The 25,230-nt window shown below is 68.3% G+C and carries 24 protein-coding genes, 1 tRNA gene and 1 pseudogene; 12 read left to right on the top strand and 14 right to left on the bottom strand.

What is annotated here, in order from left to right:
- From BKN37_RS29905 to BKN37_RS13445, 3 genes and pseudogenes are all read left to right on the top strand, one after another.
- A pseudogene (locus tag BKN37_RS29905) lies at positions 1 to 294 on the top strand (hypothetical protein); the annotation flags it as partial.
- 190 nt (positions 295 to 484) lie between these two features.
- Positions 485 to 913 (top strand): MmpS family transport accessory protein, encoded by a 429-nt coding sequence (locus BKN37_RS13450; RefSeq protein WP_071026582.1) that lies wholly within the window; start codon positions 485 to 487, stop codon positions 911 to 913.
- The gene (locus tag BKN37_RS13445; RefSeq protein WP_071026581.1) at positions 910 to 3,795 is read left to right on the top strand and encodes an MMPL/RND family transporter; all 2,886 of its coding nucleotides are present in this window, start codon (positions 910 to 912) and stop codon (positions 3,793 to 3,795) included. Before BKN37_RS13450 ends, BKN37_RS13445 begins: the two co-directional genes overlap by 4 nt.
- Positions 3,796 to 4,220: 425 nt before the next feature.
- Here BKN37_RS13445 and BKN37_RS13440 read toward each other — a convergent pair whose 3' ends face one another.
- Genes BKN37_RS13440 through BKN37_RS13430 form a run of 3 tightly spaced genes read right to left on the bottom strand, consistent with a single transcriptional unit; the run spans position 4,221 to position 8,199 of the window.
- Positions 4,221 to 7,118, bottom strand: a complete 2,898-nt coding sequence (locus BKN37_RS13440) for an MMPL/RND family transporter (protein WP_083341767.1) — start codon at positions 7,116 to 7,118, stop codon at positions 4,221 to 4,223.
- The gene (locus BKN37_RS13435) at positions 7,115 to 7,558 is read right to left on the bottom strand and encodes an MmpS family transport accessory protein (RefSeq protein WP_083341766.1); all 444 of its coding nucleotides are present in this window, start codon (positions 7,556 to 7,558) and stop codon (positions 7,115 to 7,117) included. Before BKN37_RS13435 ends, BKN37_RS13440 begins: the two co-directional genes overlap by 4 nt.
- Positions 7,558 to 8,199, bottom strand: coding sequence for a TetR/AcrR family transcriptional regulator (locus BKN37_RS13430; RefSeq protein WP_071026579.1), 642 nt, complete (start codon positions 8,197 to 8,199; stop codon positions 7,558 to 7,560). The genes BKN37_RS13435 and BKN37_RS13430 overlap by 1 nt, the downstream gene beginning before the upstream one ends.
- Positions 8,200 to 8,428: 229 nt before the next feature.
- Between BKN37_RS13430 and BKN37_RS13425 the strand changes: the two genes are divergently transcribed.
- On the top strand, positions 8,429 to 8,857 hold the full coding sequence (locus BKN37_RS13425) for a lipoprotein LpqH (RefSeq protein ID WP_071026584.1): 429 nt from the start codon (positions 8,429 to 8,431) through the stop codon (positions 8,855 to 8,857).
- A 17-nt stretch (positions 8,858 to 8,874) separates the two neighbouring features.
- Here BKN37_RS13425 and BKN37_RS13420 read toward each other — a convergent pair whose 3' ends face one another.
- Together BKN37_RS13420 and BKN37_RS13415 are read right to left on the bottom strand one after the other, a co-directional pair.
- Positions 8,875 to 9,333: an NUDIX hydrolase gene (locus BKN37_RS13420; RefSeq protein ID WP_071026577.1), complete on the bottom strand. Its 459-nt coding sequence runs from the start codon at positions 9,331 to 9,333 to the stop codon at positions 8,875 to 8,877.
- Positions 9,334 to 9,337: 4 nt separating this feature from the next.
- Positions 9,338 to 10,696: a WS/DGAT/MGAT family O-acyltransferase gene (locus BKN37_RS13415; protein WP_071026575.1), complete on the bottom strand. Its 1,359-nt coding sequence runs from the start codon at positions 10,694 to 10,696 to the stop codon at positions 9,338 to 9,340.
- 164 nt (positions 10,697 to 10,860) lie between these two features.
- On the opposite strand from BKN37_RS13415, the gene BKN37_RS13410 reads away from it, so the two are divergent.
- Positions 10,861 to 11,631 (top strand): MIP/aquaporin family protein, encoded by a 771-nt coding sequence (locus tag BKN37_RS13410; RefSeq protein WP_071026573.1) that lies wholly within the window; start codon positions 10,861 to 10,863, stop codon positions 11,629 to 11,631.
- 71 nt (positions 11,632 to 11,702) lie between these two features.
- Here BKN37_RS13410 and BKN37_RS13405 read toward each other — a convergent pair.
- The 3 genes from BKN37_RS13405 to BKN37_RS13395 all read right to left on the bottom strand — a co-directional run bounded on the left by BKN37_RS13405 (position 11,703) and on the right by BKN37_RS13395 (position 12,793).
- Positions 11,703 to 11,790 (bottom strand) — tRNA-Ser (locus BKN37_RS13405).
- 29 nt (positions 11,791 to 11,819) lie between these two features.
- Positions 11,820 to 12,275 carry a nucleoside deaminase gene (locus tag BKN37_RS13400; RefSeq protein WP_071026571.1) on the bottom strand — a complete coding sequence of 152 codons (456 nt, stop codon included), beginning with the start codon at positions 12,273 to 12,275 and terminating at the stop codon, positions 11,820 to 11,822.
- Complete coding sequence (locus tag BKN37_RS13395) at positions 12,272 to 12,793, bottom strand: tRNA adenosine deaminase-associated protein (RefSeq protein ID WP_071026569.1); 522 nt, start codon at positions 12,791 to 12,793, stop codon at positions 12,272 to 12,274. Before BKN37_RS13395 ends, BKN37_RS13400 begins: the two co-directional genes overlap by 4 nt.
- 87 nt (positions 12,794 to 12,880) lie before the next feature.
- Here BKN37_RS13395 and BKN37_RS13390 point away from each other — a divergent pair, with 87 nt between their 5' ends.
- The gene (locus BKN37_RS13390) at positions 12,881 to 13,858 is read left to right on the top strand and encodes a prephenate dehydrogenase (protein WP_083341765.1); all 978 of its coding nucleotides are present in this window, start codon (positions 12,881 to 12,883) and stop codon (positions 13,856 to 13,858) included.
- Here BKN37_RS13390 and BKN37_RS13385 read toward each other — a convergent pair.
- Positions 13,821 to 14,342, bottom strand: coding sequence for a putative glycolipid-binding domain-containing protein (locus tag BKN37_RS13385; RefSeq protein ID WP_423212789.1), 522 nt, complete (start codon positions 14,340 to 14,342; stop codon positions 13,821 to 13,823). The two genes, BKN37_RS13390 and BKN37_RS13385, sit on opposite strands and share 38 nt — an antisense overlap.
- 203 nt (positions 14,343 to 14,545) lie before the next feature.
- Between BKN37_RS13385 and BKN37_RS13380 the strand changes: the two genes are divergently transcribed.
- Positions 14,546 to 14,872 carry a LapA family protein gene (locus tag BKN37_RS13380; RefSeq protein WP_071026563.1) on the top strand — a complete coding sequence of 109 codons (327 nt, stop codon included), beginning with the start codon at positions 14,546 to 14,548 and terminating at the stop codon, positions 14,870 to 14,872.
- A 5-nt stretch (positions 14,873 to 14,877) separates the two neighbouring features.
- Here the strand turns inward: BKN37_RS13380 and BKN37_RS13375 are convergent, their stop codons facing one another.
- Entirely contained in the window at positions 14,878 to 15,930 is a 1,053-nt protein-coding gene (locus tag BKN37_RS13375; protein ID WP_071026561.1) for a phosphotransferase family protein, read from the bottom strand.
- The gene (locus tag BKN37_RS13370) at positions 15,927 to 16,568 is read right to left on the bottom strand and encodes a histidine phosphatase family protein (RefSeq protein ID WP_071026559.1); all 642 of its coding nucleotides are present in this window, start codon (positions 16,566 to 16,568) and stop codon (positions 15,927 to 15,929) included. Before BKN37_RS13370 ends, BKN37_RS13375 begins: the two co-directional genes overlap by 4 nt.
- Positions 16,569 to 16,738: 170 nt before the next feature.
- Between BKN37_RS13370 and BKN37_RS13365 the strand changes: the two genes are divergently transcribed.
- From BKN37_RS13365 to BKN37_RS13345, 5 genes are all read left to right on the top strand, one after another.
- Complete coding sequence (locus BKN37_RS13365; protein WP_071026557.1) at positions 16,739 to 17,767, top strand: phosphotransferase family protein; 1,029 nt, start codon at positions 16,739 to 16,741, stop codon at positions 17,765 to 17,767.
- Positions 17,768 to 17,770: 3 nt separating this feature from the next.
- Complete coding sequence (locus tag BKN37_RS13360) at positions 17,771 to 18,529, top strand: SDR family NAD(P)-dependent oxidoreductase (RefSeq protein ID WP_071026555.1); 759 nt, start codon at positions 17,771 to 17,773, stop codon at positions 18,527 to 18,529.
- A 70-nt stretch (positions 18,530 to 18,599) separates the two neighbouring features.
- Entirely contained in the window at positions 18,600 to 19,901 is a 1,302-nt protein-coding gene (locus tag BKN37_RS13355) for an acyl-CoA dehydrogenase family protein (protein WP_071026553.1), read from the top strand.
- Positions 19,898 to 20,497 (top strand): TetR/AcrR family transcriptional regulator, encoded by a 600-nt coding sequence (locus tag BKN37_RS13350; protein ID WP_071026551.1) that lies wholly within the window; start codon positions 19,898 to 19,900, stop codon positions 20,495 to 20,497. Before BKN37_RS13355 ends, BKN37_RS13350 begins: the two co-directional genes overlap by 4 nt.
- Positions 20,497 to 21,465, top strand: coding sequence for an NADPH:quinone oxidoreductase family protein (locus tag BKN37_RS13345; protein WP_071026549.1), 969 nt, complete (start codon positions 20,497 to 20,499; stop codon positions 21,463 to 21,465). The genes BKN37_RS13350 and BKN37_RS13345 overlap by 1 nt, the downstream gene beginning before the upstream one ends.
- A gap of 120 nt (positions 21,466 to 21,585) precedes the next feature.
- On the opposite strand, the gene BKN37_RS13340 is transcribed toward BKN37_RS13345, so the two are convergent.
- The 3 genes from BKN37_RS13340 to BKN37_RS29185 form a co-directional block, all read right to left on the bottom strand.
- The gene (locus BKN37_RS13340; RefSeq protein WP_071026547.1) at positions 21,586 to 23,484 is read right to left on the bottom strand and encodes an ArnT family glycosyltransferase; all 1,899 of its coding nucleotides are present in this window, start codon (positions 23,482 to 23,484) and stop codon (positions 21,586 to 21,588) included.
- Positions 23,481 to 24,740, bottom strand: a complete 1,260-nt coding sequence (locus tag BKN37_RS13335) for a bifunctional glycosyltransferase family 2/GtrA family protein (RefSeq protein ID WP_071026544.1) — start codon at positions 24,738 to 24,740, stop codon at positions 23,481 to 23,483. Before BKN37_RS13335 ends, BKN37_RS13340 begins: the two co-directional genes overlap by 4 nt.
- A 44-nt stretch (positions 24,741 to 24,784) precedes the next feature.
- Positions 24,785 to 25,230 (bottom strand): mannosyltransferase YkcB-related protein (locus BKN37_RS29185; RefSeq protein WP_479724555.1); only part of this gene is annotated, 446 nt, incomplete at its 5' end.

The following is a 25,230-nucleotide window of genomic DNA, read 5'->3' as shown; positions in this document are numbered from 1 at the left end:
GATGCCGCGGTGCCGAAGAACACCGGCGCGATCCAGGCGCTGTGGGCCTCACCGGTCGGATCGATGCTCTACGACAACGCCCAGGCGGTGTCGCGCCGGGCGGGCGCCGCCCGGGGGCGCCCCCCCGCGAAATGCGAGCGGCGCTGGAACCCGCGGAGGGATGGGGACGCGCCGGGGGAGGCCCGGGGAGTGGGGGCCCTGCCGTACCCGCCCAACTCCCCCAAAAGGCCGGGCGAGCCCAAAGGGGTGCAGCCCAGCCGAAATCCCGACCGCAAGACACCCGCCGGTGGGTGACGTCACAACCCGAGTGGCGGTGTAGCGGTAAGAACTTTGATGCACTAATCTATGGCGACGGTAAGAGCGACGGTAAGGGCTTACCGACGCAGCACCCGGCCGCGGACACCAGTGGGATGTCGACCGTAACGGACAACCCGTTCGCGGCTCGAGGGTGGGCGGGCACACAACGAGAGGGCTGAGGTTTTCGATGTTCCGCGTTTTCAGGCGCGCGTGGATGCCGCTGCTCATCGTGGCGGTGGTCGCCGTGGGCACGTTCACGGTGTACCGGGTCCGTGGCTACTTCGGCGCCGGCGGAGCCGGCCACGCGGGCGAGGTGTTCGAGGATACCAAGCCGTTCCACCCCAAGGTCGTGGTCTATGACATCTTCAGCCCGAACGGAACCGCCGCCGACATCAACTACCTGGACCTCAACGCCAAACCGCAACGCCTCGACGCCGCCGCCCTGCCGTGGTCGCTGACGTTGAAGACCACCGACCCCGCGGTGAGTCCCACCCTGCTGGCGCAGGGCCACAGCGACACCATCGGCTGCCGGATCACCGTCGACGGCGTGGTCAAGGCTGAAAGGATCTCGCACGAGATGAACGCCTACACCTTCTGCATTGTGAAGTCGGCATGAGCGCGCCGATGGACGCCCCGACCGAAGGCTTGGAGCTGCCCGGACAGGCCGCCCAGGGTGCTATCGCCCGGTGGATCCGCCGCTTGTCGGTGCCGATCATCCTCATCTGGCTGGCGGGCACGGTCATCTTGAACGTCGTCGTGCCCCAGCTCGACGAAGTCGGCGAGATGCGCTCGGTGTCGATGAGCCCCCAGGACGCGCCGTCGATGATCTCGATGAAGGAAGTCGGCAAGGTCTTCCAGAAGTTCGACTCCGACAGCTCGGCGATGGTGGTGCTGGAAGGTGAACAGCCGCTGGGCGACGCGGCGCACCACTACTACGACGAACTGGTGGCCAAGTTCCGGGCGGACAAAAAGCACGTCGAGAACGTCGAGGACTTCTGGAGCGACCCGCTGACCGCCTCGGGGTCGCAGAGCCCGGACGGTAAAGCCGCCTACGTCCAGGTGTATCTGGCGGGTAACCAGGGCGAGAGCCTGGCCAACGAGTCCGTCGAAGCGGTCCAGGACATCATCAAGAACACTCCGGCACCGCCCGGGGTCAAGGCGTACGCCACCGGCGGCGCGCCCCTGACCGCCGATCAGCGCATCGCCGGTGACCGCAGCCTCAAGCTGATCACCGGGCTCACCTTCGTGGTGATCATCACCATGCTGTTGTTCGTCTACCGCTCGATCATCACGGTGCTACTGGTGCTGTTGATGGTGGTGCTGGAATTGGCTGCGGCCCGCGGCGTGGTCGCATTTCTTGGTTACTACCGGATCATTGAGCTGTCCACGTTCGCAGTGAACCTGCTGGTGATGCTGGCCATCGCCGCCTCGACCGACTACGCGATCTTCCTGTTCGGCCGATATCAGGAAGCCCGCGGCGCCGGTGAGGACCGAGAAACCGCGTTTTACACCATGTATCGCGGCACCGGGCACGTGATCCTGGGTTCGGGCCTGACGATTGCCGGTGCGACGTTCTGTCTGCACTTCACCCGGTTGCCGTACTTCCAGACCCTGGGTGTGCCGCTGGCGATCGGCATGATCGTGGTGGTGTTCGCCGCGCTGACCCTGGGGGCGGCGGTCGTGGTGGCGGCCAGCCACTTCGGCCTGTTGGATCCCAAGCGGCAGATGCGGATTCGCGGCTGGCGCAAGGTCGGCGCGCTGGTCGTCCGGTGGCCCGGCGCGGTGCTGGTGGCCACGATCGCGGTCTGCCTGGTCGGGCTGCTCGCCTTGCCCGGCTACCGCACCGACTACAACAACCGCCATTACCTGCCCGCCGACATCCCCGCGAATGTGGGGTATGCGGCCGCGGACCGGCATTTCTCCCAGGCCCGGATGAACCCGGAGATGTTGCTGATCGAAACCGATCACGATCTGCGCAACCCGGCCGACTTCCTGGTGATGGACAAGGTGGCCAAGGCCGTCTTCCGGGTGCACGGTATCGGGCGGGTGCAGACCATCACCCGGCCGCAGGGCACCCCGATCAACCACTCGACGATTCCGTTCTCGATCAGCATGCAGGGCACCGGTCAGACGCTGAACAACAAGTACATGCAAAACCTGATGGACAACATGCTGGTGCAGGCCGACGAGATGCAGAAAACGATCAACACCATGCACCAGATGATGGACATCACCACGCAGATGGCGGCGACCACGCACAACATGGTCACCAAGATGCACAACATGGTCACCGACGTGGCGTTGTTGCGGGACAAGATCGCCGATTTCGACGACCAATTCCGGCCGATCCGCAACTACTTCTATTGGGAGCCGCACTGCTTCGATATCCCGATGTGCTGGGCGCTGCGGTCGATTTTCGACGCGATCGACGGCGTGGATCAGATGACCGGGGACATCGAGGACATCCTGCCGGACATGGACAACCTCGACCGCCTGATGCCGCAGATGGTGGCGCTGATGCCGCCGATGATCTCCACCATGGAGACCATGAAATCCCTGATGCTGACCATGCGTTCCACCCAGGCCGGCCAGCAGGACATGACGCAGGAGATGCAAAAGAACTCCAGCGCCATGGGGCAGGCGTTCGACGACGCGAAAAACGACGACTCGTTCTACTTGCCGCCGGAAGCGTTCGACAACCCCGACTTCAAGCGCGGGTTGAAGATGTTCGTGTCGCCGGACGGTAAAGCGGTCCGGATGATCATCTCGCACGAGGGCGATCCGATGTCGCCGGAAGGCATCTCGCACATCGACCCGATCAAGCTCGCCGTGCACGACGCGCTGAAGGGCACGCCGTGGGAAGGCTCCAAGGTGTTTCTGGGTGGCACCGCGGCCATGTTCAAGGACATGCAGGACGGCTCCAACTACGACCTGATCATCGCCGGGATCTCGTCGCTGTGCCTGATCTTCATCATCATGCTGGTGGTCACCGGAAGTGTGGTGGCCGCGGCGGTGATCGTGGGGACCGTGCTGCTGTCGCTGGGCACCTCGTTTGGGATCTCGGTGCTCATCTGGCAGCACCTCGTCGGGCTCAATCTGCACTGGATGGTGCTGGCGATGTCGGTCATCATCTTGTTGGCCGTCGGCTCCGACTACAACCTGCTGCTGGTGTCCCGGTTCAAAGAGGAGATCCATGCCGGGCTGAAAACCGGCATCATCCGCTCGATGGGCGGCAGTGGATCCGTTGTGACGTCGGCCGGTCTGGTGTTCGCGTTCACCATGATCTCGATGGTGATCAGCGACCTGCGCATCATCGGACAGGTCGGTACCACCATCGGGTTGGGTCTACTCGTCGACACCCTGGTGATCCGGTCGTTCATGACGCCGTCGATCGCGGCGCTGCTCGGGCCGTGGTTCTGGTGGCCGCAGCGGGTGCGCACCCGGCCGGCGACACCGGTGCCGCAGCGGCAACCGCAGGAGGCCGTGGCCGTTCGGTAACAGCGGCCCGGCCACCGCGGTAGGCGCTCTCGGCGCGCCCCCGGCGCTACCCTGGCGCGGCGAGATCGGCTGGGGTGGGTGCGGTTTCGCGTCGCTGACCCGGTCTGGCCTGCGCTGGCGCCGCCGAGACTGTATCCACGGCGTCGAGGCTGAATTGGCGGCACCGAGACTGTATCTACGGCGGCGAGACTGCAGCTGTGGCCCCGAGACTGCACACAGCGCATCGAGACTGAGGCTACGGCGCCGAGACTGTACTCAGGGCGGGGATTTTCGAGAAAATACGCACTGGACGCAGTCTCGACGCCGTCACTTCAGCCTCGGTGCCGTCAGCTCAGTCTCGGTGCCGTGGATGCAGTCTCGAAGCCGCCAGCTCAGTCCCGACGCGCTGAGCCCAACATCGACGCCTCCAGCGCAGGCGGGAGGTCCTACCGCCGATCCGATGACACGGGCAGCTCGGCGGTGACCGCATCGTCGACGGCCGCGTCCTTGGACGGTACCGGCGTCGGTCGTGCCGGCCGGGACCGCACGTTCATCGGCCACCAGAACCAGCGTCCCATCAGCGCCGCGATCGACGGGGTCATGAAGGAGCGCACGATCAACGTGTCGAACAGCAACCCGAGCCCGATCGCGGTCCCCACCTGAGCGATGACGCGCAGGTCGCTGACCACCATCGAGGCCATGGTGAAGGCGAACACCAGTCCCGCCGAGGTCACCACCTTGCCGGTACCGCCCATCGCGCGGATGATGCCGGTGTTGAGCCCGGCATGGATCTCCTCTTTGAACCGGGACACCAGCAGCAGGTTGTAGTCCGAGCCGACCGCCAACAGGATGATCACCGACATCGCCAGCACCATCCAGTTCAATTCGATGCCGAGAATGTACTGCCAAATCAACACCGACAGACCGAACGAGGCGCCCAGCGACAGCGCGACCGTCCCCACGATGACCAGTGCGGCGACGAAACTCCGCGTGATGATCAGCATGATCATGAAGATCAGGCACAGCGCCGAAATCCCGGCGATCATCAAGTCGTACTTGTTGCCTTCGCTGATGTCTTTGAACGTCGCCGCGGTGCCGGCCAGCGAGATCGTGGCGTCCTCCAGCGGCGTGCCTTTCACCGCCTCGACCGCGGCCTCTTTGATCGGATCGACATGGGCGATGCCCTCGGCGGTCATCGGGTTGCCGCGGTGGGAGATGATCATCCGGACCGCTTTGCCGTCCGGCGACAGGAACATCTTCAGGCCGCGCTTGAAGTCGGGGTTGTCGAAGACCTCCGGCGGCAGGTAGAACGAGTCGTCGTTTTTGGCGGCGTCGAACGCCTGCCCCATCGCCGTCGAATCCTTGCTCATCTCGTCCATTTGGTCGTACATGCCCGACATGGTGCTGTGCATGGTCTGCATCATCACCTGCATGTTGGACATGGTTTCGATCATCGGCCCGAACTGCGCGACCATCTGCGGCATCAGCGCATCCATCCGGTCCATGCTGCCGATCATGTGATCCATCGAGTCGGTCATCACATCGATCCCGTCGATGACGTCGAAGATCGACCGCAGCGACCAGCAGATCGGGATGTCGTAGCAGTGCGGCTCCCAATAGAAGTAGTTGCGGATGGGTCGCCAGAAGTCGTCGAAGTCGGCGACGTGGTCGCGCATCTCGTGGATGGTGCCCTGCAACTCGTGCATTTCACCGACCATGTCGTGGGTGATGCCGGACAGCTCGGTCATCAACGCATACATGTGCTTCATGGTCTGGACGGTCTTGCCCATTTCCTCGGACTGCTTTTCCATGTCGGCCATGCGGTCCTTCATCAGCTTCATGTTCTGCAGCTGGCCCACGCCCTGCATGCTGATCAGGAACGGGATCGAGGTGTGTTCGATCGGGGTGCCCTGCGGTCGGGTGATCGCCTGCACCCGGGAGATGCCGGGCACCTGGAACACGGCCTTGGCGATCTTGTTGATGACCAGGAAGTCCGCCGAATTCCGCATGTCGTGGTCGGTTTCGATCAGCAGCATCTCCGGGTTCATCCGGGATTGATTGAAGTGCCGATCGGCGGCCGCAAACCCTTGGTTGGCCGGAATGTCTTGGGGGATGTATTTGCGGTCGTCGTAGTTCGGCGTGTATCCGGGCAGCGCCGCCAGCCCGACAATGGCGATCGCCAACGAGGCGGCCAGGACGGGGGCGGGCCAACGCACGATCATGGTGGCCACCCGTCGCCAGCCGCGGGTGCTCATTTTGCGTTTGGGGTCGAACAGGCCGAACCGGCCGCCGACCGCAATCGCCGCCGGCCCCAGCGTGAGCGCCACCGCGACACCCACCAAGATGCCCACGGCGCAGGGCACACCCAGGGTTTGGAAGTACGGCATCCGGGTGAAGCTCAGGCAGTACGTCGCGCCGGCGATGGTCAGGCCCGAACCCAGGATCACGTGGGCGGTCCCGTGGAACATGGTGTAGTACGCCGATTCTCGGTCTTCGCCGGCCTGGCGCGCCTCTTGATAGCGGCCGAAAAGGAAGATGCCGTAGTCGGTCCCGGCCGCGATCGCCAGCGAGGTCAGCAGGTTGGTCGCGAACGTCGACAAGCCGATCACGTGATAATGGCCGAGCATCGCGACGATGCCGCGGGCGGCGGACAGTTCGAGCCCCACCATGACCAGCAGGACGATCACGGTGATGATCGAGCGGTAGACCAACAGCAGCATGGTGATGATCACCACGAACGTCACGACGGTGATCTTCACCATGGTCCGGTCACCGGCGTGCTGCACGTCGGCCTGCAGCGGGCCGAAACCGGTGACGTAGACCTTGACCCCGTTCGGCGGCGTCGTCTCGTCGACGATCTTTCGAACCGCCTCGGCGGATTCGTTCGCTAACGACTCCCCCATATTTCCGGCGAGGTTCAGCTGAACGTAGGTGGCCTTGCCGTCCTTGCTTTGCGCCGCCGACTCGGTGAGCGGGTCTCCCCAGAAGTCCTGAATGTGCTGGACGTGTTTGGTGTCCGCCTCCAGCCGTTTCATCAAGTCGGCGTAGTACTTGTGGGCGTCGGCACCCAGCGGTTGATCGCCCTCCAGCACGATCATGGCGATGTTGTCGGAATCGGATTCCTTGAACACCTTGCCCATCCGCTCCATCGCCTGTACCGACGGCGCGTCCTTGGGGCTCATGGACACCGTGTTGGCTTTCGCCACCTCTTCCAGTGGCGGCACGGCGGTATTGACGAAGAACACGATGCCCAGCCAGATCAGCAGGATGGGCACCGCCAGCCGGCGGATCCACCGGGCCAGCGAGTCCGTCGCATACGCGGTGCGCGGGGGCAGGATGCTCATGCCGACTTCGCGAAGCAGTAGATGTAGGCGTTCACTTCGTGTGAGGTCCTCTCGTCTTTGACTTCACCGTTGGCAGTGATCCGACAGCCCAGGACGTTGCTATTGCCTTGCGCCAGAATGTTGCCCGTCATCGACGGAGCGTTCGTGATGATTGTGAACGACCACGGCACCTCGGCGCCGTTGACCTGGTGGGGTTGCCCTTCCTGGTCGATGTAGTTGATGTCGGCGATGGTGCCCGGCGGTCCGAATATCTCGTACGTCACGTGTTTGGGGTCGGAATTGACGTCGTCGTCCGACATGCTGCCGGCGTAGGTCTCCAGCTTGTGGGACCCGAAGATGCCGCGGATCCGCATCACGGCGAAGCCAGCGACGACGAGGACCACCACCATGATCAACGGTATCCACACCCGGGTCAGCACCCGGAAGACCACCCGGTCCATTACCTGACCTCCTCCGGCTCACCGGTTACCGATGCTGATTGCGGCAGTCCGCGGCGAAGTTGGGCGTAGCCATCGCGAACCGCGTCGGCCAGGATCGCCCGCGGCGGCGCCCCCTCGTTGCCGCCGTTGATGTGCAGCTCAAGGACGGCCCGAGCGATCGCCCCGGTGGCGTGATAGACCAGCCGCGGGTATAGGTCGACGTCGGGATCGGTGCCGCTGCGCCGGCCGATCTCGGCGAGCATCGCGTCGGTCTTGGAGTCCGACAGCGCTACATGCCGAGCGATCAACGCGGGATGGTCGGCCATCAGCCGGGTCACCGCGATCATCCACTCCAGGCCGTCGGCGGATTCGACGAAGCCGATCAGGATGGACTCCAGCGAGTCCAGCACCGGTTCCTCGGGACTGCGCTGGCCAAACGCCTCGACCAGGTCCTGCACCGACTTATCCAGCATGAACAGGACGGCGTCTTCCTTGTTGGAAAAGTAGTTATGGAACGTCCGTGTCGAGACCCCGGCGGCCTCGGCGATGGCTTCGGCGGTCGTCGCGTCCAGGCCCCGATCGATCGTCAATTCCAAAGCGGCCCTGCTCAACGCCTCTTTGGTGGCAAATTTTTTGCGCTCGCGCAGCCCGATCTCCGACACGACGCCAAACCTGCCTTATCTTGCGGAGTCATGCAAGTTTTCAGGATACTGCAAGGATGTGTCGTACGCCACTCCCCGTCGGTACCGTGATCTGGCACACACCAATTCGGCATTGCGGTAGTCGTGCAGCCCCCGCGAACCACGCCGGTGGCTTCCCGCCGTCGAAGAGGCCACAATGCTGGGACGGTCCGGCGCGGTCGGATCGCGACAACAACAGAGGAGCAGCGTGGTGAAGCGTGAAGTGGTGGTTGCCGTGGCCGGATTGACGGTCGTGGTCGCCGGCCTGTCCGGGTGTTCGAAGGGCTCCAAAGCCGAGGCCAAAGTCACCGTCGGCGGGCAGGAACAGCACGTGCAGGGCGGCGTTCAATGCGCCAGCCACGACGGATCGCTGGCCATCACCATCGGCGACGCCAACACCACCGGGGTGGTCGCCACGCTCAGTGACGCCGACTCCCCCGAGCTGCTCAGCGTGGTGTTCGGTGATGTCGACGGCTCCCAGCTCATGTACGCGCAGGACATGCCGGTGTCGGGTACCGCAACCGAAACCAAGGCGAGCAAGGACGGTAAGCACTACAAAATTGCCGGTACCGCCAGCAAGTTGGACACCGTCGCGAACCCGGAGAGCAAACCGTTTGAGATCGACGTGACGTGCCCGTAGCCGAGCACATTACCCGCTCAGCACGCTGCCTGAAGGCGATCCAGAACGGGCACTTGCCCTTTCAGTAGCTTGATCCTCGCCTGCGCGAGGGTGAACCAGCCGACCCGATCCACCTCCGGGAATTGCCGCACCCGCCCGGAACCTTTGGGCCACTCCATCTCGAAGGTGTTGCTGTGCGCGTCGGTGAGGTCCAGATCGCCGGCCACCGCGAAGACGGCCAGGTGCTTTCCGCTCGGCTGGCGCAGCGAGCCGAGGTCGGTTCGGGGCCCCGGCGGCGGGGCCAACCCGACCTCCTCGGCGAACTCGCGCTGCGCGGCGTGCCAGGGGTCTTCGCCGGCGGTGTATTCCCCCTTCGGGATGGACCAGGCGCTGTCGTCCCTGCGCGCCCAAAACGGGCCGCCCGGATGGGCGAGCAGCACCTCGACGGTGCCGTGCGTCGTCCGGTAAAGCAGCAGGCCCGCACTGAGTTTCGGCACCGGGTTAGGCGCCGACCGCGCGTTCCAGGTCTTTGAGCGCGGTTTCCAGGTGCCCGAGCAGTCGCTGCAGGTGGGGGATCGAGCGTCGGCAGCCGACCAGACCGAAGTCCAGGTTGCCGGCGTTGTTCACCAGCGTGATGTTCAACGCCTGCCCGTCCAGCGCGATGGACAGCGGGTAGTTGCCGTCCAGCCGAGCGCCGCGCCAATACATCGGCTCGACCGGGCCCGGCACGTTGGAGATGACGATGTTGAACGGCGGCCGCGTCGAGGACACGAAGCCGGGGATTGCCGCCAGGGCCAGCGGGGCCATGTTGAGCGCGGACAGCGCCAGCGCCTGCGCCCGCGGCAGTTCGGCGAACACCTTCTTATTGCGGCGCATGGATTCGCTGATGGTCTGCAGGCGTTGGGCGGGATCCTCGGTGTCGGTGCCCAGATTGCACAGGATGGTTCCCACCATATTGCCGCCGCTGTCGGCCTCGGCCTCGGTGCGCAGGCTCACCGGCACCATCGCCACCAACGGCGCGTCCGGCAACGCGTTCTGCTCGGCCAGGTAGTACCGCAACGCCCCGGCGCACATCGCCAGCACGACGTCGTTGACGGTCACCCCGGCGGCCCGCTTGACGGCCTTGACCCGATCCACCGACCAGGACTGCGCCGCGCAGCGCCGCGCGCCGCCGATCTTGACGTTGAACATGGTGCGCGGCGCCGCGAACGGCAGGGTCAGCTGCTGCTCGAACAGCGCGGCGCGGGCCAGCGACACCGTCGAAGGCCCCAGCGCCGCAACACTTCCCACCGTTCCGGTCAGCGCCTGCAGCAGGGACGCGCCGCTGGGCTGGGGTCGCCGCCGGCGCGGCAGGCTCCACGGGGTGCGCAGCTGCGGGTCGCGCGGATCCGTCGACAGCGTGCGCTGCACCAGTCGCAGCGCCGAGACACCGTCGACCAGCGCGTGGTGAAACTTCACGTAGACCGCGAACCGGCCGTCGTTGAGCCCCTCCACCACATGGGTTTCCCAGAGCGGGCGGTGCCGGTCCAGGAGGCTGCCGTGCAGCAGCGAGGTCAGCTCGAGCAGGTCGCGCACCCGGCCCGGCACCGGCAGCGCCGATCGGCGCACGTGATAGTCGACGTCGATGTCGTCGTCATAGGACCACCCCACGTTGGCGATCCCACCCAGCACCGTCGCCGGTCGCTGCCGGAACGTGGGTTGAAAGTCCTGGTGGGTGATCATGTCGTGGTAGATCTCGCCGACGAATTCCGGCCCGGCGCCCGGCGGCGGCTCGAACAGCATCAAACCCCCCACGTGCATGGGGTGCTCGCGGGTTTCGGCCAGCAGGAAGATCGAATCCGTCGGCGTCATCAGCTTCATGACTCACTCCCTACCCGTGCGCATGCTCGGCCATCGCGTCGCGCAACGTTGGCATTTCCCCGCCGCGTCAGCCCCATAACGATTCCACAAATGTGCTGCGCAAGCGGTCGGATCACCTAACGATGAAATGGCAACTAGTGGCCGTTCCTAGCACGGAGGTCGACATGGATGCTCGCAAACTGTTCGCCGAGTGCCTCGGCACCGCGATCCTGGTGTTCGTCGGGGTCGGCGTCGCGACGTTATCGTTTGGCGACTGGGGCCGGGGTCTGCTCATCGACGGCGCCGCCGGCTGCAGCGTCGCGGCCGGCGTGGTGGCCACCGCGCTCGCGTTCGGGCTGGTCATGCTGATCCTGGCCTATGCGCTGGGCCCGATCTCGGGGGCGCATGTCAATCCGGCGGTCACCATCGGGTTCGTCAGCAGCGGCCGGATGTCGATCGTCGAGGGCATCGGCTACTGGGTCGCGCAGTTCGTCGGCGCCATCATCGGCGCGGCGGCCCTGTACGGCATCTTCCATTCCAGCTCGCTGTACTCGGCGAACCAGACCGGGCTGGGCACCGACGGCTGGGCCGACCATTCCCAGGTCAGCATTGGGTGGGCCGGCGCCTTCGCCGCCGAGGCGGTGCTGACCTTCATCTTCGTGCTGGTCGTTTTGTCGGTCACCTCCCGGATCGGGAACACGACGGCGGCCGCGCTGGCGATCGGGCTGGCGCTGGGGACCGTGCACCTGCTCGGCATCCCGCTGACCGGCACCGGGGTGAACCCGGCCCGCAGCCTGGGCCCGGCCATCCTGGTCGGCGGGGACGCGCTGGGTCAGCTGTGGCTGTTTATCGTGGCGCCGCTGGTCGGCGGCATCGTGGCGGCCGTGACCCACCTGTACCTGGTGCCGCGCAATGCCGAGGAGAGGGCCGGGGACGAGGAGCAGGTATCCGGATGACGGGCTTGCGCGGACAGTCGTGAAATACCGACACCTACATCTACCTGCGTAGATGTAGGTGTCGTTTATGTCGGTGGCGGAGGGATTTGAACCCTCGGACGGGGGTTACCCGTCACACGCTTTCGAGGCGTGCTCCTTAGGCCGCTCGGACACGCCACCGCCGCACAGCCTACCGAACCGGGGGCGGGTCATCCCAATCGCTGCCGGGCGAAGAACTCCTCCAGCGGTGCGGCGCACTCGTCGGCCAGCACGCCGCCGCGGACCTCCGGCCGGTGGGTGAGCCGGCGGTCGCGGACCACATCCCACAGCGACCCGACCGCCCCGGTCTTGGGTTCGAAGGCGCCGAACACCAGCCGCGCGATCCGTGCCATCACCAGTGCGCCCGCGCACATCGTGCACGGCTCCACGGTGACGGCCAGGGTGGCGCCGGTCAGCCGCCACCCGTCGCCGAGCACCGTCGCCGCCGCCCGCATCGCCAGGATTTCGGCGTGCGCGGTGGGGTCGCCGAGCGCCTCACGGGCGTTGGCGGCGCGGGCCAGGATCGTCCCGTCGGCGCCGACCACCACCGCACCCACCGGCACATCGCGCGGATCCGCGGTGGCCGCCGCCGCCAGCGCAGCGCGGACCAGGTCGTCGTCGCTCACCGACCGAGGCGGTCGAGCACCGCCGACAACTCCTCGGCGAAGCCCATCTCCCGGGCGATCCGACCCAGCTGCTCGTCGGGGTACAGGTCGGTTTCGTCGAGGATGACGCCGAGCACCGCTTCGGGTAGCCCGATATCGGCGAGCAACCCCAGATCACCTTCCTCGAACGGGTCGGCGTCCTCCAGATCCTCCGGGTCGATCTCGGCGTCCAGGTTCTCCAACGCTTCCGCGGCGATGTCGTAGTCCAGTGCGGCGGTGGCGTCCGACAACAGCAGCCGGGTTCCCGCGGGCGCCGGGCGCAGGATGACGAAAAACTCGTCGTCGATGTCGAGCAGGCCGAAAACGGCGCCAGCACTGCGTAATTCGCGCAGCTCGGTCTCGGCGGCAGCCAGACTCGTCAGCGCCTTGGGCCGCATCGCCGTACACCGCCACCGGCCGTCCTCGCGCACCACAGCCACCCCGAAACCGTCCGGCATATCCGCGGACCGGCCCTGCGCCGAGGTTTGCTGTGTTCCCATGGGCGCCTACGCTAGTCGCCCGATACGTCGTTGACCAGCCGATCGTTGGCATCTCGGCACCACCGCGGGCGCCCGGCCCGACGCGGGTTGTGCCAACCTGGACAGGTGGCAAAGACACCGGTGTGCGTGCTGGGGTTGGGGTTAATCGGCGGCTCGGTGCTGCGCGCGGCCGCCGCGGCCGGCCGGGAGGTCTTCGGCTACAACCGCTCGGTGGAGGGGGTGCAGGCCGCCACCGCCGACGGCTTCGACGCCACCGTCGACCTCGATGACGCCTTGGCGCGGGCCGCCGCTACCGACGCGTTGATCGTGCTTGCGGTTCCGGTGCCGGCGCTGCCGATCTTGCTCACCCATATTCGCCGGTCGGCGCCCGACTGTGCGCTGACCGACGTCACCAGCGTCAAAAGCGCGGTGCTCGACGCGGTCACCGCCGCCGAGCTGCGGGCGCGGTTCGTCGGCGGGCACCCGATGGCCGGCACCGCGCAGTCGGGGTGGGCGGCCGGGAACGCCAAATTGTTCACCGGTGCGCCGTGGGTGCTCAGTGTGGACGACCACGTCGACCCCACGGTGTGGTCGACGGTGGCGGCCCTGGCGCTGGACTGCGGCGCGGTGGTGGTGCCGGCCCGATCCGATGAGCACGATGCCGCCGCGGCCGCCATCTCCCATTTGCCGCATCTGCTCGCCGAGGCCCTCGCCGTCACCGCCGGCGAGGTTCCGCTGGCCTTCGCGCTGGCCGCCGGCTCGTTCCGGGACGGCACCCGGGTGGCCGGCACCGCTCCGGATCTGGTGCGCGCCATGTGCGAGGCCAACACCGGGCAGCTGCTGCCCGCATTGGATCGGGCCCTCGAACTGCTCTGCCACGCGCGGGACTCGCTGGCCCAGGCGGGCTCGGTGGCCGAGCTGGTGGAGCCCGGCCATGCCGCGCGAATCCGGTACGAAAGCTTCCCGCGGCACGAGATCATCACCGTCGTGGTCGGCGCGGACAACTGGCGCGAGGAACTCGCCGCCGCGGGTCGGGCCGGCGGGGTGATCAGATCCGCTCTGCCAGTCCTGGATAGTCCACGATGAAGCCGTCGGGATCGACGGTGACCGTGGTGTCGGAGACCGGCGAGCGCAGCTTGATCTTTCCGCCCGCGGCGACGCTGCTGTAGCTGACCATGGCCGCGGTGATGGCCATGTCGGGCAGGCTGAGGTAGATGGTGGGCAGGGTCACCGACCCGGCCCGCTCGTGCAGGCCGGCGCGGCGGATCGGCACCGCGTTGAAGAACGGGCTCCACACCATGTCGATGTCCAGCGCACCGTCGTAGCCGGCCCGGGACTCGCCGCGGGTGTCGGTCACCAGCCACATGTTCTCCTCGTCGCGGGCGATGGAGAGCTGGCGTTCCCGCTCGGCGGTGGTGACGGTCAACCCGAGCCGTTTGGCGGCGCCGGTTTCGTCGGTCTGCAGGTCGTAGTAGGCGCTGAACGCCGGGTGCGGGCCGGTGGCCGCGGCGACGATCCGCCCCCAGGCCTTGATCCGGTTGCCGGACAACTGCACCCGCACCGATTCCATCCGGGCGACATCGGGGGCCCGCCAGGTCAAAATCGCCGGCCAGGTGCCCGGCGTCGGATCGGAGGAGGCTGGACTCACTCGTTTACCGTAAGCGACGGGGTTAGTCGTGCCCAGCGTGGCCGCCCGGCCGACCGCGCCGGTTTAGTCGGCGTGTCCGCGGCGATCTGGTTTATTTCTCCGCGCGAAGCGGTAAGGATGGCAGCATGAGCAGCGATCCCGCACCCGACCCTCGCCCCGAGCCCGACGCCGCTGCCGCGCCGCCGCCCGTACCGGCGGTCCCGTATACCCGCGCGGCGGGGCTGTGGAGCTCGCTGATTCTGGGCTTCCTGATCCTGATCGTGCTGTTGATCTTCATCACCCAGAACCCGAGTTCGGCGGACTTCCAGTTTCTGACCTGGCATTGGAGCCTGCCGCTGGGGGTGGCGATCCTGCTGGCGGCGGTGGGCGGCGGGCTGCTGACCGTGCTGGTCGGCACCGCGCGGATCTACCAGTTGCGCCGCGCGGCGAAGAAACTCTCCGCCCGCCGCTAACGCCCCTACGAGCCCGACAAAGCGCTGAGCCCGCGGGCAATCAGCGGCGCCACCGTCTCCCCCACCCGGTCCGAGCTGGCCTCCTCCGGGTCCCCGGCGGCTTGGCGGCGGCGGAAATCGATGCCGGCGGCGATCACGGCGAGCTTGAAGTAGGCCAACCCCATATAGAAGTCCCAATGCGCCAGCGGCTGGTCGGCGGCCAGCGAATAGCGGTGCGCGAGCTCGTCGGCCGGCGGCAGCAGCGGCGACGTCCAGGCCGCCTGCTCGTCGATGATCAGGTCCAGCGACGGGTCCCGGTACACGCACATCAGCGCCGCGTCCGACAGCGGATCGCCCAACGTCGACATCTCCCAGTCCACCACCGCCCGCACCCGGCCGGGGTCCTCGGCGTCGAGGATGGTGTTGTCGATGCGGTAGTCGCCGTGCACGATCGAGGCCCGGCTCTGCGGCGGCACGGCCTCGGCCAACGCCGTATGTAGTCGGCGCAGGTCGGCGTCGCGCGGGTCGTCGGGCAGCCGGACCAGATCCCACTGCGACCCCCAGCGCCGCACCTGGCGTTCCAGGTAGCCGGCGGGCTTACCGAAGTCGCCCAGCCCGACGGCCTTGGGGTCCACGGCGTGCAGATCGGCCAGCACCTGCACCAAACCGTCGACGCAGGATTCGATGGCGGCTGCGTCGCCCAGCGCTTCCAACTCGCGCCGGCTGCGCACCACCCGGCCGGCCACGTACTCGACCATCTGAAACGGCGCGCCCAGCACCGTGTCGTCGTCGGACATGGTGACCGCCGACGCCACCGGGACCGCGGTGTCGGCGAGCGCGGCGACCACGGTGTACTCGCGGGCCATGTCGTGCGCCGACGGGGTCAGCCCCGCCAGCGGCGGGCGGCGCAGCACCCACTTCGAGGCATCGTCGGCGACCAGGAAGGTCAGGTTGGAGCGACCGCCGGCGATCAGCTCGGCGTGCAGCTCACCGGATCGCGGGATGCCGATCGCACGCAGATGCCGATCCAGGGCGGCCAAATCGAGTCCGGCGAGCCGGTCCGGCGCAGAGGAAGTCACCGGGCTTGTCTACCATCCGCATCGTCACCGAGCAGGCGCTGGTTGCGCGGCAGCAGGTCCCACACGTGTTCGGTGCCGTTGGTGGTCACCACGGTGGCCTGACCGGATCGCGAATACAGCAGCCGGGTCACCGACACGTAGTCGATCGGAAACGACAGCAGGCGCGCGGTGCCCAGGATCTGATGCAGCACCACGTTGATCACCCCGCCGTGGCTGAACACCGCCACGGTGTCCTCGGGATCCGCGGCCGCGACGACGTCGGCGACCGCGGCGTTCACCCGGGCGCAGAAGGCGGCCTCGTCCACGCCGGGAGGCAGGTGCCCGGCCGCCATCCGCGCCCACGCCTCGGGCCGCTCGGTGCGGATCTGCTCGATCGGTATGTAGGCGTGCAGGTCCCGGTCGTATTCGGCGAACCGCTCGTCGACGTCGATGGTCAGGCCGCGGTCCTTGGCGACCGGTTCGGCGGTCTGAATGGCCCGGCGCTGCGGGCTGCTGACCACCCGGCTTACCGGAAACCGCGCCAACGCCTGCGGGAGGCGCTGCGCCTGCTCGATGCCGACGTCGGACAGGTCGGGGTCGGAACCCTCACCGTGCTCGCTGCGCAGCGGCAACGCGTGGCGGACCAAAAGCAACTGCATGCCACCAGCCTTTCACCTTCCGGCCAGCAGCTCGTCGGGGGCTCTGCTGAAATCGACGTCCCAACTGGCACACGGCCCGGCAATCGGCCGGTTTGCGCAGATTCTGACGTCGATCTCAGCAGCCCGGCTTCGGAGAATGCTATTCTCCCTTCGGAGAGTGAGGTGTGCAGATGGGTCAACCGGATGCCGCGGCGTTGGGGCGCTGGCTCGACGCCAACGGGGCGCCCGGCGCCGGCGAGCTGCCGGTGCTTGAGCCACTGTCCGGCGGCTCGCAGAACACGCTGTACCGGGTGCTACGCGGCGGGGAGTCGATGGTGCTGCGGATGCCCGGCGCCCGGGCCGACGCCGCCCGCCTGGACGGCCTGCGCCGGGAGATCCGGCTGGTGCGCGCGCTGTCGGGCACCGACGTGCCGCACGCGGCGTTGATCGCCGCCGACGAGGACGGCGAGCTGCTGGGGTTGCCGTTTTATGTGATGGCCGAGGTGCACGGGTGGAACACCACCGGCGCGTCGTGGCCGGCGCCGTTCGATACCGACGTGGCGGCCCGCCGCGGGCTGGCGTTCGAACTGGTCGGCGGCGCCGCCCGGCTCGGCGGGGTGGACTGGCGGGCCCAGGGGTTAGACGGGTTTGGCCGCCCCGACGGCTTCCACGAACGCCAAGTCGACCGGTGGCTGGCCTTCCTGGACCGCTACCGGGTGCGGGAGTTGCCGGGGCTGGAGGAGGCCGCGGACTGGTTGCGCCGCAACCGGCCCGCGCACTACACCCCGGGCATCATGCACGGCGACTACCAGTTCGCCAACGTGATGTACGCGCACGGCGCGCCGGCGCGGCTGGTCGCGATCGTCGACTGGGAGATGACCACCATCGGCGACCCGCTGCTCGATGTCGGGTGGGCGCTGCTGGGCTATGACGGGGAGAACCCGCGCACCGACGGCTTTTACGCGGACTTGACCGGGATGCCGACCCGCAGCGAGCTGCTGGCGCACTACGAGCAGATCAGCGGGCTGTCGACGGAGAACATCGACTACTACCTGGTGCTGGCGAACTGGAAACTGGGCATCGTGCTGGAAAAGACCTACGCGGCCTCGGTGACCGGCAATAAGGTCGACCCACAGGTCGCGGCGGCGATGGGGCCGATGATCCCGCAGCTCATTTCCCGTGCCGCCGAACTGGCCCGCTCGCTGCCGACGAGAAGGTGACACATGGGCTACGCCGATGCGCTGTTCGACCTGACCGACCGGGTGGTGCTGGTCACCGGCGGCAGCCGCGGTTTGGGCCGCGAGATGGCGTTCGGGGCCGCCCGCTGCGGCGCCGACGTGGTGATCGCCAGCCGCAAACTCGACGCGTGTGAGGCCACCGCCGCGCAGATCGCGGCCGAAACCGGGCGCACCGCAATGCCGTACGCGGTGCACGTCGGGCGCTGGGATCAGCTCGACGGCCTGGTCGACGCGGTCTATCAGCGGTTCGGCCGCGTCGACGTGCTGGTCAACAACGCCGGCATGTCCCCGGTGTACGACAAACAGACCGACGTCACCGAGCGGCTGTTCGACGCGGTGGTCAACCTTAACCTCAAGGGCCCGTTTCGGCTGTCGGCGCTGATCGGTGAGCGGATGGTGGCCGCCGGGCGCGGGTCGATCATCAACGTGAGCACCCACGGCTCGCTGCGGCCACACCCGTCGTTCATCCCGTACGCGGCGTCCAAGGCCGGGCTCAACGCGATGACCGAGGCGCTGGCCCAGGCGTTCGGCCCGCGGGTGCGGGTCAACACGCTGATGCCCGGCCCGTTTCTCACCGATATTTCCAAGGCCTGGAATTTCGGTGACGCGAACCCGTTCGCCCAGCACGCCCTGCAGCGCGCCGGGGAGGCGCACGAAATCGTCGGCGCCGCACTGTTCCTGATGTCCGACGCGTCCAGCTTCACCACCGGCTCGATCGTGCGGGCCGACGGCGGCATTCCCTGAGCGGCGATCGCAAGCGCGACGGAGCCGGGCGCAGCGGGTCGCCGCTCATGAACCAGACAGGAGTTTCGAGATGGCATGGGATTTCTCCACCGAGCCGGAGTTCGAGGCCAAACTGGCCTGGATCCGCGACTTCGTCCGGGACGAGGTGGAGCCGCTGGAGGTGCTGTTTCCCGGCTGCGAGTACCTGCCGCTCGACGAGGAGCGCCGCCGCATCGTCGATCCGCTCAAGGATCGGGTGCGCGAGCAGGGACTGTGGGCCCCGCACCTGGGTCCCGAGCTGGGCGGGCAGGGCTTCGGCGCGGTCAAGCTGACGTTGATCAACGAGATTTTGGGGCGCAGCAGCTGGGCGCCGATCGTGTTCGGCACCCAGGCGCCCGACACCGGCAACGCGGAGATCCTGGCCCGGTTCGGCACCGCCGATCAGAAGGACCGGTATCTGGCCCCGCTGTTGTCCGGGGAGATCTTCTCCTGTTTTTCGATGACCGAGCCGCAGGGTGGCGCCGACCCCCGGGTGTTCACCACCCGGGCGGTCCGCGACGGGGACGACTGGGTGATCAGCGGGCGAAAGTACTTCTCCTCCAACGCCTCGGTGGCGTCGTTTTTCATCGTGGTGGCGATCACCGACCCCGAGGTGCCGGTACACGTTGGCGCCTCGACGTTCCTGATCCCGGCCGGCACCCCGGGTCTGGTCATCGAGGCCACCCATCATTTGGTCGGTGCGCACCACCACGAGCCCGGGCATTCGCTGGTGCGTTACGACGACGTCCGGGTGCCCGCGGACGCGATCCTCGGCGAGCCGGGCCAGGGGTTCCTGGTCGCCCAGTCCCGGCTTGCCGGCGGACGGCTGCATCACGCCATGCGCTCGATCGGTGTGGCGCAGCGAGCCCTCGACATGATGGCGCGTCGGGCGAAAAGCCGCTTCACCCAAGGCAGTTCGCTGGCTGACAAACAGCTGGTGCAGGCGTTCATCGCCGACTCCTACGCCGAGCTGGTCGGATTCCGGCTGACCGTGCTGCACGCGGCGTGGCTGATCGACACCGCCGGGGAGAAGGCGGCCCGCGGCGAGATCGGGGTGTGCAAGATCCTGGCGTCGCAGGTGCTCAAGTCGATCGGGTTGCGGGCCATCCAGGTGCACGGCGCGATGGGCCTGACCGAGCAGCTGCCGCTGACCAATGTGCTGTTGGGCGGGGTGGCGCTGGGGTTGGCCGACGGGCCCACCGAGGCGCACAAGGTCAACCTGGCCCGGCTGCTACTCAAGGACTACGACGCCGAGGACCCCGAGTGGCCCAGCGAATTCCTGGACAACCGAATCGAGGCGGCCCGGGTGAAGTACGGGGATCTGGTCGACCACATCCCGGCGGTGCCGACATGACGACGCGGGTCGACGCGGCCGTCCACCGGGCACTCGATCGGCGTCAACAGCAGGCCACCGCCGAAGTGGAGCGGATCCTGGCGGCCGCGGTGACCGTGCTGGAGCGGGTCGCGCCCGACGAGCCCCGGGTGGCCGACATCGTCGCCGAGGCCGGCTCGTCGAACAAGGCGTTCTACCGCTACTTTTCCGGCAAGGAGGAATTGTTCCAGGCGGTGATGGAACGCGGCGTCGCGATCGTCGTCTCCTATCTGCAGCATCAGCTGGCTAAGGAGCCCACCCCGGCGGGCAAGGTGGCCCGGTGGGTCCGCGGTACGGTGGCGCAGGTGTCCGATCCGCACCTGTTGAGCCTGAGCCGGGCGGCCAGCACCCAGCTGACCGCCGCCGGGGTCTCCGACGACGCGATCCTGGCGCCGCTGCGCGACCTGCTCACCGCACCGGTGGCCGCGCTCGGCGGCGCCGACCCACACCGGGACGCGGACACCGTTTTCACCTGCACGCTGGCCACCATGCGCCGCTACCTGGGCGGCACCGCCCAGCCGAAGCGAGCCGATGTCGACCATCTGGTGGCCTTCTGCCTCCGAGGACTGGGAGCCTGATGCGCGCGATCGTGTGCCAACAGTACGGGCCGCCGGAAGACCTGGTGCTCCAAGAGCTTCCGGACCCGACACCCGGGCCCGGCACGGTCGTCGTGCGGGTGCGGGCCGCCGCGGTCAACTTCCCCGACGTGCTGTTGATCGACGGCAAGTACCAGCTGAAGATCCCGCCGCCGTTCACACCGGGCAGCGAACTGGCCGGCGATGTGATCGCCGTGGGCGACGGTGTCGACATGCAGCCCGGCGACCGGGTGGTCGGCACCTCCTTCGTCGGCGCATTTGCCGAGCAGGCGCTGCTGCCCGCGGCGACGGTGACGACGATCCCCGACGGCATCGACTACGCCGCCGCGGCCGGATTCGGCGTCACCTACCGCACCGCCTACCACGCGCTGCGCTCGATCGCCCAAGTGACGCAGGGCGATTGGGTGGTGGTGCTGGGCGCCGCGGGCGGTGTCGGGCTGGCCGCGGTCGATCTGGCCGTCGCGATGGGCGCCCGGGTGCTGGCCGCGGCGTCGAGCCCGGAGAAGCTGGCGGTGTGCCGGGAACGCGGCGCCGAAGCGACCATCGACTACGACCGGGAGGACCTCAAAACCCGGATCCGCGAGATCACCGCCGACGGTGCGCAGGCGGTGCTCGACCCGGTCGGCGGGGCGTACGCCGAGCGGGCGCTGCGCAGCCTGGCCCGCGGCGGGCGGTTCGTCACGCTGGGTTACGCCGCCGGGTCGATCCCCGCGATTCCGCTGAATCTAGTGATGCTCAAGGGCATCACCGTGCAGGGCATGGAAATCCGGACCTTCGCCGACGACCATCCGGCGGAGAACGAGCGCGATCTGGCCGAACTCGCGCAGCTGTTCAGCGAGGGCCGGGTCAGCCCGTATATCGGTGCCCGCTTCCCGTTGGCCGACGCCGGGGCCGCGCTGCGCTACGTCGCCGACCGCAAGGCGGTGGGCAAGGTCATCATCGACGTCTGAGCCTTGGCTCGCCGAACGTGCACTCACGGCGAAGAATCGCGCGAAATGTCGCCGTCAGCGCACGTTCGGTGCGGCCTGTCGGAGTATCACGGTATGACGACCGCGCCAGCGCGGAACCGGTTAGCCGGCCAGGTCGTAGACGGTGGCGTCCCCCACCCGCTGCGCGGTGAAATGCGCCTTGACCCACACGGTGATCTGGGCGGCCGCCCCGTTGTCGTCGCCGTGGCGGCGGTGGTGGCCCGGGCCGCCCGGTCCGCCGGGTCCGTCGCCGTCGATGAAGTACCGGACCTGGTGGTCGGTGACGTACCGCTGGAACTGGGCCAGGGTGGGCGAGTTGTCGCCGCCGCTGAACCCGCCGATCGCCATGACCGACTTGCCGGTGTCCAGCTCCAGGCTGCTGGCGGTGTGCGAGCCGATGGTGGCGGCGGCCCACCGGTTGTCGCTGGCGCTCACCAACGCTTCCAGCGCCGGGTTGTCGGCGGACTGCGGCGGCGGGCCAGGCCGATGGTTGCCGTGGTCGGGACGGGCGGGACCGGAGATCGGGATCCCGCCGCCGTGACTGCCAGCGACGGTGTAGACGGTATAGGCGGCGCTGCCGGCCAGCCCAACCAGCAGCCCGGCTACCGCCACCGCCACACGGTAGCGGCCCAGCCGATGCCCGCGGACCGCCAGCACCACGGCCAGCAGCACCGCCCCGATCGCCAGCACCCACCGCAGCCAGGGCAGCCACTGCGGGGTGCGGTCCAGCAGCACAAAGTTCCAGACCCCGGTGCTCGCGAGCATGCCGGCCAGCGCCAGCCGGGCCGGCGCCGGCCACCTGCGCAGCCAGAGTTCCCGGGTGCCGATCGCCACCACCGCGGCGACCGCGGGGGCCAGCGCCACCGTGTAGTAGGGATGCATGATGCCGCGCATGAAGCTGAACACGCCCGCGGTGACCACCAGCCAGCCGCCCCACAGCAGCAGGCCGGCGCGGGTGCGGTGGGTGCGGCCCGCGGAGCGCAGCAGCCACAGGACGGCGATCAGCCCGATCAGCGCCGCCGGCAGCAGCCAGGAGATCTCGGTGCCCATGGACGCCCCGAACATCCGGGTAATCCCGGCGTCGCCGCCGAACATCGGCGACCCGCCGGGCGGACCGCCGCCCGGCCCACCGCCACCGTGATGCCCACCGACCGGGTTGCCGTCGCCGCCGAGGACCCGACCGACCCCGTTGTAGCCCAGCGCCAACTGCAGCAGGCTGTTGTCGGTGGAGCCGCCGATGTAGGGCCGGGAATCGGTGGGCCACAGGCTCACCAGCGCGATGAACCAGCCGCCGGAAACGATCAGGGTCAGCGCGCCGATTAGCAGGGTGCGCAGCCGCGACCAGACACTTCCCGGCACCGCCACCAGCACCACCAACGCCAGCGCCGGCGTCACCAGGAAGGCCTGCAGCAGCTTGGTCAGGAAGGCCAGCCCGAGCGCGACGCCGACCAGCGCGACCCACCGATTCGGGGATCCGTCGAGGGCGCGCACCACGCAGTACGCCGCGGCCACCAGCAGCAGGACCAGCAGCGCATCGGGATTGTTGAACCGAAACATCAACGCGGCCACCGGCGTCAGCGCCAGCGCGGTCCCGGCGAGCAGGCCCGCACCGGCACCGCTGGTGCGGCGCACCGCGGCGTACAGCAGCGCCACCGAGCCGACCCCCATCAGGGCCTGCGGCGCCAGCATCGACCAGGCGTTGAACCCGAACAGCCGGCCCGACAGGCCCATCACCCACAGCGCCGCCGGCGGCTTGTCGACGGTGATGGCGTTGCCGGGATCCAGTGAACCGAACAGCAGCGCCTTCCAGTTCTGGGTGCCGGCCTGCACGGCGGCGGCGTAGAACTCGTTGGCGTAGCCGGCGGCGCCCAGGCCCCACAGATACAGCACGGCCGTCGCGGCCAACAGCGTCCACAGCGCAGGTCGCACCCACCGCGGCCGCGGCACGTCATTGGCCGGCGTCGAAACCACGTGCGGTGCCGCGTTGTCCAGCAATGTCATTTCACGACCTCCACAATGTCCACCCCGGTGCGCCGCGGATGAAAGACCCAGCCGCGCAGCAGCACGAACCGCAGCACGGTGGCCGCCAGGTTGGCGAGCACCACGACGGCCAGCTCGACCGGTCGGGACGGGTCGCTGACGCCGTGCAGGACGGCCAGCGCACCACTGGTCAGGGCCAACCCGATGCCGAACACCACCAGGCCCTGCAGCTGATGCCGGCCCGCGCCAGTCCGTCCGCGCACCCCGAAGGTGAACCGGCGGTTGGCGGCGGTGTTGCCCACCGCGGTCACCAGCAGCGCGATCAGGTTGGCGGCCTGCGCGCCCAGCGGGTGCAGCAGCACGAACAACACCAGGTAGGCCAGCGTGCTGCAGATCCCGATGGTGGCGAAGTGCACGCTTTGGCTCAGCAGTGATCGCGGCGCGCCGGCCCGGCAACCGAATTGGGCGCCGATCGCCTGCACCGGTATCTGCCCGGTGGCAAAACCCTTGAGCAGCCGGGCGATTCCCCGCAGGTCGGCCAGCGCGGTGGCGACGATGTCGACCCGGCTGTCCGGGTCATCGATCCAATCCACCGGCACCTCGTGGATCCGCAGCCCGGCGCGCTCGGCGAGCACCAACAGCTCGGTGTCGAAAAACCAGCCGGTGTCGCGCACATGGGGCAGTAGGCGTCGCGCGACGTCCGACCGGATCGCCTTGAACCCGCACTGGGCGTCGGTGAACCGCGCCGCCAGGGTTGAACGCAGGATCAGGTTGTAGCAGCGCGAGATCACCTCCCGCTTGAGACCACGCACCACCCGCGACCCGCGGCCGAGCCGGGTGCCGATCGCCAGGTCCGAATGCCCGGAGATCAGCGGCGCCACCAGCGGCGCCAGCGCGGCCAGGTCGGTGGACAGGTCCACATCCATGTAGGCCAGCACCGGGGCGTCGGAGACCGACCACACCGCGTGCAGGGCGCGGCCGCGGCCCTTTTGCTCCAGCCGGATCGTGCGCACCTCGACGAACTGGTCGGCCAGGGCTTCGGCGATCACCGGGGTGGCGTCGGTACTGGCGTTGTCGGCGATGGTGATCCGGAAGGTCAACGGCAGCTGCTCGGACAGGTAGCCGTGCAGTCGCCGCACCGTATCGGCCAGGGCGGCTTGCTCGTTGTACACCGGAACCACCACGTCGAGCACCGGGACGCCGCGCTGCGCGGCGATCAGGGCCGCGTTCGGGCGGATGCCGAAGTCGGAGTCGGAGGTCGGGGCGAAGCTGGTCATACCTCGATGCTGGACGCCGGGCGTGGGGCGCGAATTGGCGCTTGCTAGGCGCCCGCTGTGAATCCGCGGGACAGGTCGTAGACGGTGACCCCGTCGAGGGTGTGCGCCGGGTAGGTCGCTGCGACCCACGCCGCGATGCGGTTGGCTTGGTCGCTGCCGCTGGGCGCGGCGCGCCGGGGCCGCGGGATGGCGCCGCCGAGGAAGTAGTGGATGCGGTGCTGCGCGACGTAGCCCTGGAACTGGGTCAGGGTCGGTGCCGGGTCGGTGCCGTTGTATCCGCCGACGGCCATCACCGGTGCGCCGCTGGCCAATTGGTAGCCGGCCGCGGTGTTCGACCCGACCGCGGCGGCGACCCAGGTGTAGCGCGCGGCGTCGGCGCGCAGCGCCGCGGTGACGGCGGGTCCGGGGGGGGGCGCGCCGAGCAGCCCGAACGGCGGGGCCTCACCCGGACCACCCCGGCCGGGGGGTGGGCCCTGCCAGCGCTGCACCC

The organism is Mycobacterium talmoniae, from assembly GCF_001854525.1.
GTDB lineage: Bacteria > Actinomycetota > Actinomycetes > Mycobacteriales > Mycobacteriaceae > Mycobacterium > Mycobacterium talmoniae.
This window is presented reverse-complemented; position numbering and strand designations above follow the sequence as displayed.

Coding starts and splice junctions, on each gene's coding strand:
- BKN37_RS13445 (WP_071026581.1), top strand. CDS start 910: ATGAGCGCGCCGATGGACGCCCCGACCGAAGGCTTGGAGCTGCCCGGA.
- BKN37_RS13370 (WP_071026559.1), bottom strand. CDS start 16,568: ATGCAGTTGCTTTTGGTCCGCCACGCGTTGCCGCTGCGCAGCGAGCAC.
- BKN37_RS13440 (WP_083341767.1), bottom strand. CDS start 7,118: ATGAGCATCCTGCCCCCGCGCACCGCGTATGCGACGGACTCGCTGGCC.
- BKN37_RS13415 (WP_071026575.1), bottom strand. CDS start 10,696: ATGAAGCTGATGACGCCGACGGATTCGATCTTCCTGCTGGCCGAAACC.
- BKN37_RS13335 (WP_071026544.1), bottom strand. CDS start 24,740: ATGACCAGCTTCGCCCCGACCTCCGACTCCGACTTCGGCATCCGCCCG.
- BKN37_RS13365 (WP_071026557.1), top strand. CDS start 16,739: ATGGGTCAACCGGATGCCGCGGCGTTGGGGCGCTGGCTCGACGCCAAC.
- BKN37_RS13345 (WP_071026549.1), top strand. CDS start 20,497: ATGCGCGCGATCGTGTGCCAACAGTACGGGCCGCCGGAAGACCTGGTG.
- BKN37_RS13395 (WP_071026569.1), bottom strand. CDS start 12,793: ATGGGAACACAGCAAACCTCGGCGCAGGGCCGGTCCGCGGATATGCCG.
- BKN37_RS13450 (WP_071026582.1), top strand. CDS start 485: ATGTTCCGCGTTTTCAGGCGCGCGTGGATGCCGCTGCTCATCGTGGCG.
- BKN37_RS13380 (WP_071026563.1), top strand. CDS start 14,546: ATGAGCAGCGATCCCGCACCCGACCCTCGCCCCGAGCCCGACGCCGCT.
- BKN37_RS13355 (WP_071026553.1), top strand. CDS start 18,600: ATGGCATGGGATTTCTCCACCGAGCCGGAGTTCGAGGCCAAACTGGCC.
- BKN37_RS13360 (WP_071026555.1), top strand. CDS start 17,771: ATGGGCTACGCCGATGCGCTGTTCGACCTGACCGACCGGGTGGTGCTG.
- BKN37_RS13385 (WP_423212789.1), bottom strand. CDS start 14,342: ATGGAATCGGTGCGGGTGCAGTTGTCCGGCAACCGGATCAAGGCCTGG.
- BKN37_RS13435 (WP_083341766.1), bottom strand. CDS start 7,558: ATGGACCGGGTGGTCTTCCGGGTGCTGACCCGGGTGTGGATACCGTTG.
- BKN37_RS13410 (WP_071026573.1), top strand. CDS start 10,861: ATGGATGCTCGCAAACTGTTCGCCGAGTGCCTCGGCACCGCGATCCTG.
- BKN37_RS13340 (WP_071026547.1), bottom strand. CDS start 23,484: ATGACATTGCTGGACAACGCGGCACCGCACGTGGTTTCGACGCCGGCC.
- BKN37_RS13350 (WP_071026551.1), top strand. CDS start 19,898: ATGACGACGCGGGTCGACGCGGCCGTCCACCGGGCACTCGATCGGCGT.